Source organism: Succinivibrio faecicola (genome assembly GCF_019448115.1).
GTDB lineage: Bacteria > Pseudomonadota > Gammaproteobacteria > Enterobacterales > Succinivibrionaceae > Succinivibrio > Succinivibrio faecicola.
This window is the reverse complement of record NZ_JAGFNY010000027.1, coordinates 1-13,872: the sequence shown is the minus strand read 5'-3', so window position 1 is coordinate 13,872 and position 13,872 is coordinate 1. Positions and strand designations below refer to the sequence as shown.

The 13,872-nt window shown below is 31.7% G+C and carries 15 protein-coding genes and 1 other RNA gene; 4 read left to right on the top strand and 12 right to left on the bottom strand.

Annotated features, from left to right (window positions below):
• Nucleotide 1 precedes the first annotated feature (1 nt).
• The 7 genes from J5V48_RS07480 to J5V48_RS07450 all read right to left on the bottom strand — a co-directional run bounded on the left by J5V48_RS07480 (nt 2) and on the right by J5V48_RS07450 (nt 5,286).
• Complete coding sequence (locus J5V48_RS07480) at nt 2-1,558, bottom strand: AMP-binding protein (RefSeq protein ID WP_219937953.1); 1,557 nt, start codon at nt 1,556-1,558, stop codon at nt 2-4.
• A gap of 4 nt (nt 1,559-1,562) precedes the next feature.
• Nucleotides 1,563-2,267 (bottom strand): alpha/beta hydrolase, encoded by a 705-nt coding sequence (locus J5V48_RS07475; protein ID WP_219937952.1) that lies wholly within the window; start codon nt 2,265-2,267, stop codon nt 1,563-1,565.
• A 64-nt stretch (nt 2,268-2,331) separates the two neighbouring features.
• Nucleotides 2,332-3,360 carry a 3-oxoacyl-[acyl-carrier-protein] synthase III C-terminal domain-containing protein gene (locus J5V48_RS07470; protein ID WP_219937951.1) on the bottom strand — a complete coding sequence of 343 codons (1,029 nt, stop codon included), beginning with the start codon at nt 3,358-3,360 and terminating at the stop codon, nt 2,332-2,334.
• A gap of 2 nt (nt 3,361-3,362) precedes the next feature.
• Nucleotides 3,363-3,578: a hypothetical protein gene (locus J5V48_RS07465; protein ID WP_219937950.1), complete on the bottom strand. Its 216-nt coding sequence runs from the start codon at nt 3,576-3,578 to the stop codon at nt 3,363-3,365.
• Complete coding sequence (locus J5V48_RS07460; RefSeq protein WP_219937949.1) at nt 3,575-4,141, bottom strand: hypothetical protein; 567 nt, start codon at nt 4,139-4,141, stop codon at nt 3,575-3,577. The genes J5V48_RS07465 and J5V48_RS07460 overlap by 4 nt, the downstream gene beginning before the upstream one ends.
• Nucleotides 4,142-4,147: 6 nt before the next feature.
• Complete coding sequence (locus tag J5V48_RS07455; protein WP_219937948.1) at nt 4,148-4,420, bottom strand: hypothetical protein; 273 nt, start codon at nt 4,418-4,420, stop codon at nt 4,148-4,150.
• Between the two features lie 2 nt (nt 4,421-4,422).
• Nucleotides 4,423-5,286 (bottom strand): formyltransferase family protein, encoded by an 864-nt coding sequence (locus tag J5V48_RS07450; protein WP_219937947.1) that lies wholly within the window; start codon nt 5,284-5,286, stop codon nt 4,423-4,425.
• 153 nt (nt 5,287-5,439) lie between these two features.
• Here J5V48_RS07450 and ffs point away from each other — a divergent pair.
• From ffs to J5V48_RS07435, 3 genes are all read left to right on the top strand, one after another.
• An RNA gene (gene ffs, locus J5V48_RS07445) (signal recognition particle sRNA small type) lies at nt 5,440-5,536 on the top strand.
• 22 nt (nt 5,537-5,558) lie between these two features.
• Nucleotides 5,559-6,812, top strand: a complete 1,254-nt coding sequence (locus J5V48_RS07440; RefSeq protein ID WP_219937946.1) for an AAA family ATPase — start codon at nt 5,559-5,561, stop codon at nt 6,810-6,812.
• On the top strand, nt 6,812-7,462 hold the full coding sequence (locus tag J5V48_RS07435) for an HAD family hydrolase (RefSeq protein WP_219937945.1): 651 nt from the start codon (nt 6,812-6,814) through the stop codon (nt 7,460-7,462). The genes J5V48_RS07440 and J5V48_RS07435 overlap by 1 nt, the downstream gene beginning before the upstream one ends.
• A gap of 165 nt (nt 7,463-7,627) precedes the next feature.
• Here J5V48_RS07435 and J5V48_RS07430 read toward each other — a convergent pair whose 3' ends face one another.
• From J5V48_RS07430 to putP, 5 genes are all read right to left on the bottom strand, one after another.
• Nucleotides 7,628-7,819, bottom strand: a complete 192-nt coding sequence (locus J5V48_RS07430) for a hypothetical protein (protein ID WP_219937944.1) — start codon at nt 7,817-7,819, stop codon at nt 7,628-7,630.
• Nucleotides 7,812-8,516 (bottom strand): hypothetical protein, encoded by a 705-nt coding sequence (locus J5V48_RS07425; protein ID WP_219937943.1) that lies wholly within the window; start codon nt 8,514-8,516, stop codon nt 7,812-7,814. The genes J5V48_RS07430 and J5V48_RS07425 overlap by 8 nt, the downstream gene beginning before the upstream one ends.
• A complete protein-coding gene (locus tag J5V48_RS07420) occupies nt 8,509-9,963 on the bottom strand; it encodes an AAA family ATPase (protein WP_219937942.1) in 1,455 nt (484 codons plus the stop codon). Before J5V48_RS07420 ends, J5V48_RS07425 begins: the two co-directional genes overlap by 8 nt.
• A 242-nt stretch (nt 9,964-10,205) precedes the next feature.
• Nucleotides 10,206-10,835 carry a hypothetical protein gene (locus J5V48_RS07415; protein WP_219937941.1) on the bottom strand — a complete coding sequence of 210 codons (630 nt, stop codon included), beginning with the start codon at nt 10,833-10,835 and terminating at the stop codon, nt 10,206-10,208.
• A gap of 16 nt (nt 10,836-10,851) precedes the next feature.
• A complete protein-coding gene (gene putP, locus J5V48_RS07410; RefSeq protein WP_219937940.1) occupies nt 10,852-12,330 on the bottom strand; it encodes a sodium/proline symporter PutP in 1,479 nt (492 codons plus the stop codon).
• A gap of 454 nt (nt 12,331-12,784) precedes the next feature.
• Here putP and J5V48_RS07405 point away from each other — a divergent pair.
• A partial coding sequence (locus J5V48_RS07405; protein WP_219937939.1) for an AAA family ATPase occupies nt 12,785-13,872 on the top strand: 1,088 nt, incomplete at its 3' end.

Sequence of the window (13,872 nt, the reverse complement as noted above, 5' to 3'; positions counted from 1 at the left end):
TTTATTCTCTATTTTTGTAATAATTTCTGTCAATTTTTCCATTGGGATTTTTAAGTAATTCTCTGCAATGACAATACTTTGTTGGAACCATATATCTTGGAAATAATGACATAAAATTCTTTTTTAACAGCGAATTATCTATTGGCTCTGCAGATTCATAATACATAATCAAATCATTTGTTTTCTCATTAAAAATGACACAGGCATTCTTTATATTTTCAATTTTAGCAAGTGCGACATGCTCAATTTCAGACAGCTCTATTCTATAGCCCAACCTTTTTACAAGAGTATCCTTTCTTCCAACAAAACAATAATTGCCACTGCCATCTAGTTTTACAATATCACCTGTTCTATATATCAGCTCTGGATAATATTTGTTTAATGGATTTTGTACAAACACACTTTCTGTCTTTTTCTTATCATTAAAATACCCTAAAGCTAGTGACGATCCTCTTATACAAAGTTCTCCTTCTTCATTAGGTTCTGTAATTAAATTATCATCATTTAAAATAATCGCATCAGTGTTATAAAAAGGTTTTCCTATAGGAATTGGTCTATCTATTGGAAAATCATGAGGAACAATATAGAACAGACAATCAACATGAATTTCTATAGGGCCATACATATTTACGAACTGTGTTTTTGGTAATTTATCAGCCCAATAACGAAATTTTACGGTAGGAAAGACCTCACCTGCAAACCATACTTTTTTCAAAGAAGGTAAATTTACATACGACAAGAAATCCTTGTTGGCAATATTAACCATTATTGTCGGAACCCAAAAAATGTAAGTTACCGACATATCATGTAACATCTGAAGAATTTTAAGAGGGAACAAGGACAAGTTTTCTGGAATAATTACTATTGTACTTCCAGAGTCCATCAGAAGACATAACTCAAAAACATATATATCAAAGTATGCAGGAGACAAAGATCCTATAATCTCTGGTCCGTCAATAATCTTAGATTTTTTGGCTGCATTTGTAAAATCACAAAAACCTTTATGAGTCAGAGCCACAGCTTTTGGTATACCAGTTGACCCTGAAGTATTGATTATACAGAACGGGTCTGTATCAACATTTTTGAAATAATTTCTATTTAAGAAATCATCTATAGAATTGTTTAATGAAAAATCGTATGGATCAATTTTTTCTATATCATCAATACAGTAATCTAAAACATCACCTGAAAAGAATTGCTCGACATTTTCTGATGCAGATTTTCTGATAACTATTGATAAACAACAGTTGTCACATATTGACTTTAACCTTGCTACTGGATTTTTTGTATCAAGATTAACAAAAACATTTCCGCTTAATAATATCGCTAAATCTGCTACTGTACTTTCTATTGATTTGGAAATGAATACACCAATTCTTTGATTTCTTTTATTCTTTAAAAGATGCTCGATTTTTTTGCTGAGAAATAGAACTTCACAGTATAGTTTTGAAAATGTTATTTCCCTATCTATTTCTCTTACAGCAATTTTTTCCTGATTATTTTTTGCTGTATCAAAAAACTTAGATATAAGCTGATTATAGTAAACTGTATCTTTCATAAATTTATAGTAAATTGCTTATAATATGATCACAAGCAGAAGTCCAATACTCAAGATTATGCTCGCCATCTGCCAGGAATAATTCTGATTGAATTCCTTTTTGTAATAATGCTTTAGATAACTCTTCTGTTGAAGATAATGAAATAAAATCAGAACTACCACAATATAATAGAACTTTCGTTCTTGTAACAATATTCATTTCACTTGTTTTGCTGATAAGATCACAGCTTTTCTTATCATCTAATTTATTGAATATAAAGTTCTTTTTATTTTCAATTAACCTTATCAGATTTTTTTGGGAACGATATTTTTTGAGACGTTCATCTTTTTTTATATCAAAGGAATATAAACCAGAAATTAGGTTAACTGATTTAAAGAATGAGGGGGCATTTAAAAACCAGTTATACAATCCATATGCCCCCATTGATATTCCAATTCCGTACATCTCTAAATTAGAGCTATATACACTGGACAACATTGTTTCAATGTAACTCCTGAGTTCTTCTTGAATAAATGTTGCTATTTTATTGCTATCAGAATCAACAAAAAAACTGTTCCCGCATTCAGGGCACACTATTGCAATATTTTTACTGTCAACAATTTTTCCAAGACCAAGTTCATCAAAATAAAAGTCTGCACCTTTTAATGCTGGATGAAGAGCCCATAAAACCCGTCCTTTCTCATTATTCATATTTGGATATGGAATCATGACAGTCACATTAACCTGAGTAAGTAGGTGTATTGAAAAAAAAGAAATTTTAAATTTGTGCATATTACATTTCAATTATTGAAGAAAATACAGTATTGTTAAGATTTAATTTGCAAATAGCAGAAGCTAAGCCTACACCAAATGAATGAAGAACAAGGCTTCTCGTTTTTTTATGATTTTCATTCAGTTTTAATACTGAGATTGGTATGCTTGCTGAAGACATATTACCGTATTCTTTCGAGACAAAAGGACACTTTTCTTCTGGTAGCTCAAGAACAGAACCCAAAGCTTTAATCAATGCATTTCCTGTTTGCTGAAATACTATATAATCCAATTCATCCATACAGATTTTATTATTACTTATAAAAGAAGCGAAATGCTTTGAAACAGTATCTAAAACAAATGAATTCATTATATTCCCGTCTACTCTGTATTTATCACAACCTACAGATATTCGAGTTGACCTCATTCCAAAATTTGGCGAAAAAGCACTGCGATAAAACTCTCCGTACGACTGTGTACTTATATGGATAGGATTATTCTCATGAGAATAAGAAAACAGAATACAAGCACACCCATCTGAATTCTCTAGATATGAATCATAATCTGACAGATCTTCACTGAGAGGATATCTTCTATCAACTATATCCCCCACACATAACAGTACATTTTTGCATAAATTTGACTCGATTAAAGAACAAGCATGTATTATGCTAAAAATAAAACCAGGACAGCTTTGAACTGTGTCAGACAAAAAACAGTCCTTAGTTAGTCCAATTCTGTTTTGGATAGTATACGATGTACCTGGTATAAAATAATCATGCGAATGACTTGCACAAATAAAAGACTCAATTTTTGAAGGAGGTATATTAAGAGAGTCTAATAGGCTTTGAGATGCCTTAACACACATATCACCAAATGACAAATTATCAGATAAAACTCTAAGATGTTCAAAACCATTTGTTTTAATAAATCTTTTAATTCTCTTCTCAGGGATACAAAAACTATTTGCAAGCTTTTGTACATTTAGGGGATTTTTTCCAACTACACCTGATATAGCCTCTATTTTTACATGATTGAAAATATGATCCATACTTACTCTAATAGAAGATTTATTACATTTTTTATTGTTTTACAATTAGAAAATTCTGTAATGGTAAGATCCTTTTTTACCTTTCTGAATTCTAAAAAAAGATTGAGTAATGCAAGTGAATCTATATCCTCACATTCAGCAATAACAGTATTTTCTGTAAGCTGATCTTCAGGATCAACTATATCAGTGATTATTCCGAGTATTTCTTCTTTATTCATAAATTAAAACTCATATTGTACTTATCAAACAGATAATCAAATTTTCTCAAAATTGTTTCGTGATCTTGTAATTTGGGATCTGTACAGTTGTTTAGCATGTAATAATATGTATTGTCTTCATCGACAATTCTGTTTGACAATTTCATAGTATTATAAAAAATTGCCTGTGGATTATCTTTTCTTACATAAATCAAAGGGTAAAAAAGCCCTTTGTTATAGCAGATATATGAAAATGCAGCTGACATATCAACAGAAATATTTTTATATTTTGAAAGGACTAATTTAGAAAAGTAACATCCAGGAACATATGTGTGATTGATTGTATCATTTTTAACCGAAGATAAAACTCCTAAAAATTCATTTTCGACACAGATACGAATGTATAGCTTTGTAGGATCACCATTTAATTTTTGGCAAAAAGCCATATGCTCATCAAGACTAATAATACTGGTATTAGCCATTTTGTTTCTTATTTCATCGCTATTACGTAGTTCTAAAATTTGCTTGAGACTTTGTTCTGATAAATAAATAAAATTATCAAAAGCTATGTTTACTTTTTTCATATTCATTTACTCAAAAACCGAACCAATTTTCTCTCCTACTTTATCTGCTGTAGAAGATATTTTGTTCACTACTTTTTTTGCTGTTTTCTCAGTAGCCTTAGCACCTTTTTCAATTCCGTTTGCTGTCGCTTTTGCAGCCTTTGTAACACCTCGTTCTGTTGCATTGTATGCTCTTTGAAGAGAATTTTCTGTTTTCTCTACAAAAGCAGGTTCATCACAAGATGCACACTGAAAACAAACAAAATAAATAACCAATAAAGCGCTTATCAATACCTTCATAATCAAGTCCTGATTTTTATCTTAAATTGTGTTTTTTCTTTTGTAAGGTATAAGTAACCATCTTCAAGATAACACCTATCATCTTCTGATGTTTCATTAGCTGTATATGATTCAATAGCAAAAACAGTGTTTTCAAATACAACTTTTAAAGGAAGATTCAGCAAAATGCATTTATAGTCGAAGGCTCTTAAAACTCTGTCTATATGCTCCTTTGTATCTTCAAGATTCAAATATCCACCATCAGGTAAAACGCCTTTTGCAAAATATCTTGACTGCATCTTCTCATGTGTAATTGACTTATTGTCATTTATGAATGATTCTGGATATTCAAGATAATTCAAGATGAATTTTTTAAATAATTCAAAGCCTAAAAGATTCTGCTCTTTATTAACGTCAAAAGCAGTTGAGCCATCTTTAATTCTAAATTTATCCTGAATAATAATTTTTCCATCATCAATTTTTTCATTTACAAAGTGCCAGGTAACGCCAGCAAATGCTTCTTTGTTGTATATAAGCCAGCTTGGTATATTAAGACCTTTATAATCTGGCAGATAACCATAATGAAAATTGATAATAGTTATATCGGACTGATTCAAAGATTTTTTAAAAATGTGTTTATTGTTAATGCTAAGAACCAGGGTATTTCCTTTTTTTAAGTTAAAGACGGCATTATCAATATCACTAAATTCGTTAATTGTTCTTAACTGTACAAGCTCGCTTTTTATAGGAGATGAAAGGCATTTGAAAACAGAGGCATAGCTTTCAACAAAAACAAGTCGTATTCCCTTGTCTAAAAGATATGAAGAACACTTTTTTGCAGTGCTGCCAGAACCAATTACAATTATACTATCAAAACAATTCTTCATAATGCTTTCATCATATACTAAAACGCCTTATATCATATATGCTTTAACCATTTAATATCAATTGTTAAAAGCCTGTACGTTAGCTCTGATCACAAAAACAAATCACTTGATTTATCAAGCGTTTTTAAATAAAATACATTTGTTCGATGGGGATTTCGGTCCTCGCGTACTTGATAAAGGTTTAATTGGTCAGGATCGGAAGGTAGCAGCCAGGATCTTCTATTGAGGTACCGCGATGTGGTTGATCTCCCCTCCAGTTTAGAGCGTTCAATATGAATTCAGCCTCACCTACATACTCTACTCTTCAAGAATTAGTTGTTTCAGACAAAATCTATAAGGATAAGTCTGTAAAAATGCTCTCTTTGATACTTCAGATGGAGCATACAAAATCTTATGGATCACCTGGAATTTTTCTTATCACAAGACCAAGAGGATTTGGTTTGTCTCTGGTTGCAAAATCAGTTGAGAAGATCCTTGAAAGAGATAGGGAAACAATATGCAAAATTGAAGATGAGGGGCTTTTAAGAGAAATTCCTCAAAGACACTGTATCAAGCTTGATTTTAAAAAGATAAAGGGGGCTGACACAAAAGAGTTTACTCACAGTCTATTGAACAATCTTCAAGAGCAGTTCTGGCTCAACCACATAGAAACTCATCTTGATACATATGCAACTCCAAAGTTTTATTTATCAAAGCTTATAGATACTCTATTTAAAAGATACAAAGAGCAGCTGGTTATAATCATTGATAATTATGATATTCCAATTGCCAATGCAATGCTCATGGAAAACAGTGAAATGACACTTGAGTGTGTCTGTATCTATCTTGATATGCTTAATGTGCTAAAAACTGCTGTATCTCAGGTTAAATGGGTAATGCTAACAGGCCATATAAAATTTGCCCTTGCAAATGAGTTTTCAGAAGGACTTCCTTTTGTTCAGGATCTTTCAAATGAAAAATCACTAGAAACGCTCTTTGGATTAACTCTTAACGAGATTGAAGAGAGCTATCATACTCAGATAGAGAAATTTGCTCATGACAGAAATATGAGTATTGAAGAGTACCTGAAGGCAGTAGATAAATGCTATGGAAACTTTGCCTTTTCAGACAGTCTCATAAAAGTGCTCTGCCCTGCCTGTATTGCACATGTACTGAACAATAACGGTCTTTTACTGCCCTATTCTGCAACAGCAAACTATCCTATTGTTAAGAAGCTTTTATCAAACGAATTTGTTGATTTATCATATCTTTATGATAAGGACGGTCAGGATCCGCTTTTTTCAAACAGTATTGACATAACAGTTGAGAAAAAACAGCTTGCAAGTCTTTTAATTCAGCTGGGTTTTGCAACAAGAGCAAGAGTACTTTTAAACACTGATGAAGGTTATACAACCTGGCGATACAGATTCGAGATGCCAAATCTTGATATGCAGGCTACTTTTTTAATGCTTAAAAATGAGCTTCCTGAAGATTATCTGACAAAAGAGCTTGATTACAGCACAAAAAATTCAGCTGAGGGTAACTAATGGCTTTTGCTTTTTTTGACATGGACGGAACTATCATTGATGGCGACAGCAATGATATAACATATTATGAGCTTAACAGAATGAGGATTGTTGATGATGTTTTCATTCAAAAACTCAATAATTACGAGGACATGTTCTACAAAGGCATTCTTGATATCAACGAGTTTGTTGAATTTGCATCTACTCCATTTATAAAGTACAGCATGGATGAACTAGATGATCTTTTAGGAGCCATTGTCAAAAGATGCATTGTTCCAAAGATAAAAAAAGGTGCAAGAGACAGAATTGAATATCACACTAGTAATAATGACAGAGTTTTCATAGTTACTGCAACAAATGATTATCTGGTTAAGCATATTGCAAAAGCTCTTGATATAGAAGACTTCATTGCCTCAAGCATGGAAGTAAAAAACAACCATCTTACAGGTAAAAAGCTTAGTGAAGTTCCATTCAAAGAAGGAAAAGTACGAAGAATAAGAGAATATCTTAAAGACAAGGAGTATTCTCTTGATGGCTCTTATGGCTATGGCGATAGTGTCAATGATATTGAGATGCTTTTAATGTGCGAGCATGGATTCTTGGTTGATCCAAACGAAAATATGTTAAAAGATCCAAGAGTCAGATCGATGGAAGTGATTTCATTTAAATAATACAAAGTACTCTAAATCAATTATTGGCACCTTTCTTACATTGCACTATCTTTGCCAACATCTCTAAATGCAAAACTACTTCAGAAATCTGAAGAGCCACAAAGATTTATATTTAATAGTTTGAGCTCTGCTTTCAACAGCCAATAAAAAGAAGATTTAGATAAACTAGAGCTTATTATCACGTGCTGGATTTGAACCATTCATCTCAAAAGCTTCCACTGCAGATTTGATACCAGACTTCTTCTTTTTACCGATAATTCTGTAATGTCTGCCTTCTACAACTGAATAATAGGCAGGATGCTTTCTGTCAATGAATACGGTTGTTACCTTATCCTTTGTAAAATTATAATCAATCATCAATTTGCTCTAAAAAGCATTTTCCAAAATTGGAGAATCGCTTTAAGGAATTACATCCATTTCTTATGAAGTCCCAAGATTCTCTATATGTCAAATTTTGCTTAAAAATTGAATCATTATTACAAATAAACTTCTTGAATCCTTCTAGATCATTTTTGTATTTATTTGCGAAAGCTGAAGATAATTTCTCTTTATCTTCATCTGTTAAATTTCTTTTGTTATATAAAACATGATCTAAATTACAAGACATGTAATAAGCTTGGTATTTAATTGATGACCAAATCAGGCTTGTTCGTGACAAAACATCTAGACATCCAGACTTAATTTGATTTCTTCTTTTAATTCCATCAATATTTTCAGTTAAGATTTTTTCATCATAGTATTTAGGAGAAGAGCACTTGCTGTCAAAAACAATATTTTCATCAGGAATATATGCTCCATCAGTATCTAAAATATGAATAACTTGCTGAAAATGACTTCTTGAAAAGTGATTAGAAAGTGCATATGTTTTTACAACTTCAGTTACTTTTTTTAAGATATTCTGTGAATTAGTACCTTTTTCTGTGGTTATATCACAATGCATAACTTTTACATATACAGTGTTTTTAGAAAAATGTTTATTTATTAAATTTTCTAAAGCTTCTGAATCTGATAGGCCTTCTACAATTACGAAAACAACCTTTTTACCTTTAGCCATTGCCGTTGCCAGCCTCTCTAAATGCTAATGCTATTTCAGAATTATTTGTTAAATCATACAAATCATCTCTGTATTCGCCTAAAATCAGGTTTTTATAATACATATCTCTTAAATTATTTGTCGATTTAACATTTGTCAATTTTACGTATCTGTTGTTTGGATTTATTGTGGTAAAGGCAATAAATCCTTTATCAAGAGTTTCTAAAGGTCGCAAATTGTGGGATGTAAAGATTAACTGTCCTTTACCTTTTTCAGAAACTATACTTAGCAATTCACCAAGTAAATATTCAAATATTCCAGAATCAAGTTCATCAACAACTAATGTAATTGATGATTCATTGTAGACAGCAATTAGTAATTGAAGAAAAGATATGATTTTTTTAATACCTTCTGATTCAAATGATAAAGGAATTTCCTTACCACTTCTTAAACTCAAAAGCTGAATTTTATAGCCAATTTCGCCATCTTCTAAATGAGCTTTGCCCAACTTTTTTACTGATACAGTAAGTCCAGGAATAATTTTATTTAAAACAATATTCAGATTCTTTATTACCTTATCAATTACATTAAATTCTCTATTTTTTACAAGAATTGACTCTTTATCTAAAGGAAGAGCGATTCTACCTACAGTTTTGGTTAAACTATCATTATATTTAAAATTTAATGTCTGAACGTTTAAACTTAATAAACTTGATGATGCAGTATTTATGACAAATAAACCGTAATGGCCATAATTTACTAAGTTTTCAAATATACTTCTATAGTAAGAGTATTCCTCATATTTTTTATCATTCTTCAATTGTTCTTCACGATCCCTCAATAGTTTTAGGAACCTACGAGAAAATAGAAATGATGAAGAATCTTCATAAGCTAATTCTTTTGCAACAATTAGGTCTGTTTCTATACGATTTGAGTTATTACAAGTACCAAGTAAAAAATCTTTTCTTGATTTAGGCCATAATATTTGTGACTGATCTTCTTTTAAGAATTCACGTTTTATTCTTTTATCTGAGTCAGAAAAAATTGGACAAGCTATGGATTCATCAATTATAGAAACTTTCAAAGATGAACTATTAATGTCACTATTTTCAAGATTATCTATCCTGTTTTCATCAGCTTTTAACGAAAAAGAATAAGTAACCGGTATTTCTTCATCACCATTAGTAAGTAAAAAATCAAAAGAAAAACTTGATGCTTTAGAAGTATTAGATTCATTAAGGTTTATGTATTTAGAATAAAAATTTTTAATCTTTGAACCTGTTAATATATCTTTTAGTAATGAAATTGAATCTATTAATGCTGTTTTGCCTGAACCATTCTGTCCGTATATTCCAAGAACACTAGCCTTATAAGCTTTTCTTAGATTACATAAAGAAACACTACCGTTTAGTGTGTTCTTAAAATTTTTAATTTTAATATTTGTAATTCTGACAGAATAAATCTTCATAACTTACTTCCAAACAAATCAGATAATAGATCAGATACAAGCATTACTTTTAGAATTCGATATATTTTATATCGTTTATCAATTCTTATATAAATTATATAGAATTTTATCCAAAAACGATACAAAACAGAAAAATAAATCTTAGAAATACTATGAAACAAGCTAGGCAAAAAAATATAGAAAACTATATTTTCTGGAACATGTTAAAGAATTTATCTGAAGGCTAAAAAGAAATAAGGCTACTATAATTTATTATCCTGTGCTGGTTTTGAACCTTTCATCTCAAAAGCTTCCACTGCAGATTTGATACCATTCTTTTTCTTTTTTCCGATAATTTTGTAATGTCTGCCTTCAACAACTGAGTAATAAGCAGGGTGCTTTCTGTCAATGAATACGGTTGTTACCTTATCTTTTGTAAAATTATAATCAATCTTCTTTACTGCACCAGTAAAAAAGCGGGGTTTTAAGGCACCGCACTCCTTATAGACAATAGCACAGCGTTTTGGTCTTATAATTTTATCAGGATTTGTTGGATGTATATCCAATAGCACAACGGCATAGGCCATAACGGCAATAGGATTTACATCTTCACGAAGTGATTTCCTTATTCTAAAGAATTTATATACCTTGTATGTATATAAAAGTATGTAGAGAAAAACAAGGATTATCAGAACATAGAAATGTTTGACAGATGCAAACATGAAAAGCTGATCGGTTGAATAACAGTATACTAACAATATGAAAAGAAAGAAAAAAGCATAATAGGACAGACCGAATCCTTTTTTACACATGGTGTCAACAATGTTTACAGAGAATCTAACACCTGCTCTTTTCAGGTGAGACTGTGTATAGACATTTGATGGCAGATTCAAATCTGTCCTCCATTAATTAACGGGCTTTTACTTCTGTCCAGAACTTGCTTTCAAGTTCAGTAAATAACTGTTCTACTTTTTCATTTTTCTTTTGTGTAAATAAGCTTACTACAAAAATTACTAAAGAGGAAATAATAAATCCAGGAACAAGAGAGTACAGACCAAATGGATTGAAAATTTCCCACATGATCACAGTTAGAGCGCCAGTTATCATACCTATAATAGCTGCAGGCAGAGTCATCTTCTTGTAGAAAACAGAGATCACAACTGTAGGACCAAATGAAGCACCAAAACCAGCCCATGCATAAGATACAAGCTTTAGAATACCTGAGTTTGGATCCATTGCAATTACATAGGCAAAAGCTGCTACTAAAAGAAGCATGCCGCGACCTACCCATACAAGTTCTTTTTGTGATGCATTCTTTCTAATAAGTCTAGAATAGAAATCCTGAGTTAATGTTGAAGATGCAACTAGTAACTGACATGATAAGGTACTCATAATTGCAGCTAAAATTGCTGAAAGAAGAATACCTGCAATCCAAGGGGAGAAAAGAACCTGAGTTACGATAATGAAGATCTGCTCAGGATCTTTAATTTCGATTTCAGGATGACGTGCGGCAAAAGCAACACCATAGTAACCAACTAATACAGAGCCTAACAGACAGAAAATCATCCAAGAGATACTGATTCGTCTTGCACCGCCCATGCCACGAACAGTAGATGCAGCCATAAAGCGAACAAGAATATGAGGCTGACCTACATAACCTAAGCCCCAGCCGGCTAAAGAGATAAGACCGATTAGTGTTGTACCACTTAGAATATTTGACATATTAACTGATTTTAATGATACAAGCTCGTTTGCTTCATTAACCGATCCTATATCAGTCAGAATAATGATAGGAGTGATGATAAGAGCAAAAATCATTAAGGTTGCCTGAACAGCATCTGTCCAGCTTACAGCTAAGAATCCTCCAATACATACATAAAGAATAGTAGATACAGCACCGATTAAAAGTGCATTCTGATAATCAAGCTTGAAAGTCTGTTCAAAGAGCTTTGCACCAGAGACCATTCCTGAAGAACAGTAAACAACAAAGAAAATCAAAATGATAACAGCAGATACGATTGCAGTGATTCTGTACTTATCCATAAAACGTGCTGCAAAATAATCTGGCAGTGTCAGAGAATCTGATGCATTTGCTGTAAATGAACGTAACCTTGCGGCTACGAATTTCCAGTTACACCACTGACCTATGGTAAGACCGATAGCAATCCAAGCCTGAGAAATACCTGATACAAACAATGCACCAGGAAGACCCATTAAAAGCCAGCCTGACATATCAGATGCACCTGCAGAAAGACCTGTAATTACTCTTCCTAAACGGCGACCGCCTAGCACATAGTCTGAAAGTGAAGATGTTGAACGTGCAGCAATCAGACCAATGACAATCATTGAAAAGATGTACACAATAAAGGTTGTTGTAGTTGTAAACATAAATATTCCTATGAATTGACATCATCCTCTTGAGTAAACAGAGGATCATTAAGGCTTGCTTATATTGGCAGCCTTAGAGGATAGTAAAGTCTAAAAATGAGAAAAAATCTGTCATCGTTTCAATTTTGAAAAGGAAAAGACATCTCAAAACAGTACATTAGCTATCCTTTTGATATTTCAAGTTAAAGAAGTTACTAAAACAAAAAATATCAATTCAAAAACAGCAAATTCACAAAAAAGTATTTTTTCTGAAAAGCTTTTTCAAAGATGCAGTATTGTACCAAAATGATCGGTGAATTCGAATTTTTATATTGATAAACAAATATTGCACACTTATCTATCATTTGTTTTATTTAAAGATGGTAAAACAGCATTTATAATGAGTTATAAACAGTTTGAAACAATGTATTTTTAGTTTAAAATACGTATAGTTACTATATATTTGGATACAAAAATGACCGAAAAGACATTCAAACCATTGCCACTTGGCAATGAGGACTTTGTTTCAATTAGACAAAAAGGTAAATACTATGTAGATAAGACACCTTATCTAAAGAATGTCTTTACAGAGCAATCCTCGGTACTTCTTTTTACAAGACCAAGACGCTTTGGTAAAACTCTTTTAATGGATATGTTTGCCTCATTTTTAAGACTTGCACCAGATGGCAGTGACAACAGAGAATTTAAAGAAAAAATCTTTGATGGTCTTGAGATTCTAAAAGATAAAGAATTTACAGATAAATACTTAGGACAGTTCCCTGTTATTTTTATTTCTCTTAAAAGTGCATATGGAGAGACTTTTGAACAAGCCTATGATGCATTAGCACGTATCGTAGTAAGTCTTTTTTCTTATTACGATTTTTTATTAAACAGTAAGAATCTGTCAAAAGAAGATCTTGAAAATTATAGAAAATACCTAAAAAGAGATTTTCTGTGTGATATAAATTCAATTGGATATGTAAAGGAAGCTTTAAAATTTCTATCAAACTGTCTTTATAAGCACTATAAAAAGAAAGTCATACTTCTTATAGATGAGTATGATGTACCATTAGCAAAGGCATCAGAAAAAGGTTATCACGATGAGATGGTAACTCTTATAAGCCAGTTCTTTGATGTCATGAAACTCACACCAAACAATAATGAATATGAAGCATACCCAATAGAAAAAATAGTTCTTACAGGCTGTTTAAAGGTAGCAAAAAACAGCATCTTTACGGGTGTAAACAACATCACTGTTAATACTGTGCTTTCAGAGGACTATGATTTTGATTCCATCATAGGTTTTACAAAAGAAGAGACTCAAAAGCTTTTAAAAGACTATGAGCTTGAAGAGTATGCAACGCTGGTTAAAGAAAACTATGATGGATACAGATTCTATAAAAAAGAAATGTTCTGTCCATGGGATGTTGTCAACTTTATAGCAGAGTCTGTTAAAAAGAAAGTTTCTAACACTAAGATAATACCAGGAAACTACTGGATAAACTCAACCTCAAGTAATGCATTATTATCATATGTAGGATATCTGACTGATAAGGCAACAGA

Bases quoted from the DNA above. Each gene is read 5' to 3' on its own strand.
- J5V48_RS07480 (WP_219937953.1), bottom strand. From the start codon at position 1,558: ATGAAAGATACAGTTTACTATAATCAGCTTATATCTAAGTTTTTTGAT.
- J5V48_RS07475 (WP_219937952.1), bottom strand. From the start codon at position 2,267: ATGATTCCATATCCAAATATGAATAATGAGAAAGGACGGGTTTTATGG.
- J5V48_RS07470 (WP_219937951.1), bottom strand. From the start codon at position 3,360: ATGGATCATATTTTCAATCATGTAAAAATAGAGGCTATATCAGGTGTA.
- J5V48_RS07465 (WP_219937950.1), bottom strand. From the start codon at position 3,578: ATGAATAAAGAAGAAATACTCGGAATAATCACTGATATAGTTGATCCT.
- J5V48_RS07460 (WP_219937949.1), bottom strand. From the start codon at position 4,141: ATGAAAAAAGTAAACATAGCTTTTGATAATTTTATTTATTTATCAGAA.
- J5V48_RS07455 (WP_219937948.1), bottom strand. From the start codon at position 4,420: ATGAAGGTATTGATAAGCGCTTTATTGGTTATTTATTTTGTTTGTTTT.
- J5V48_RS07450 (WP_219937947.1), bottom strand. From the start codon at position 5,286: ATGAAGAATTGTTTTGATAGTATAATTGTAATTGGTTCTGGCAGCACT.
- J5V48_RS07440 (WP_219937946.1), top strand. From the start codon at position 5,559: ATGAATTCAGCCTCACCTACATACTCTACTCTTCAAGAATTAGTTGTT.
- J5V48_RS07435 (WP_219937945.1), top strand. From the start codon at position 6,812: ATGGCTTTTGCTTTTTTTGACATGGACGGAACTATCATTGATGGCGAC.
- J5V48_RS07430 (WP_219937944.1), bottom strand. From the start codon at position 7,819: ATGATTGATTATAATTTTACAAAGGATAAGGTAACAACCGTATTCATT.
- J5V48_RS07425 (WP_219937943.1), bottom strand. From the start codon at position 8,516: ATGGCTAAAGGTAAAAAGGTTGTTTTCGTAATTGTAGAAGGCCTATCA.
- J5V48_RS07420 (WP_219937942.1), bottom strand. From the start codon at position 9,963: ATGAAGATTTATTCTGTCAGAATTACAAATATTAAAATTAAAAATTTT.
- putP (WP_219937940.1), bottom strand. From the start codon at position 12,330: ATGTTTACAACTACAACAACCTTTATTGTGTACATCTTTTCAATGATT.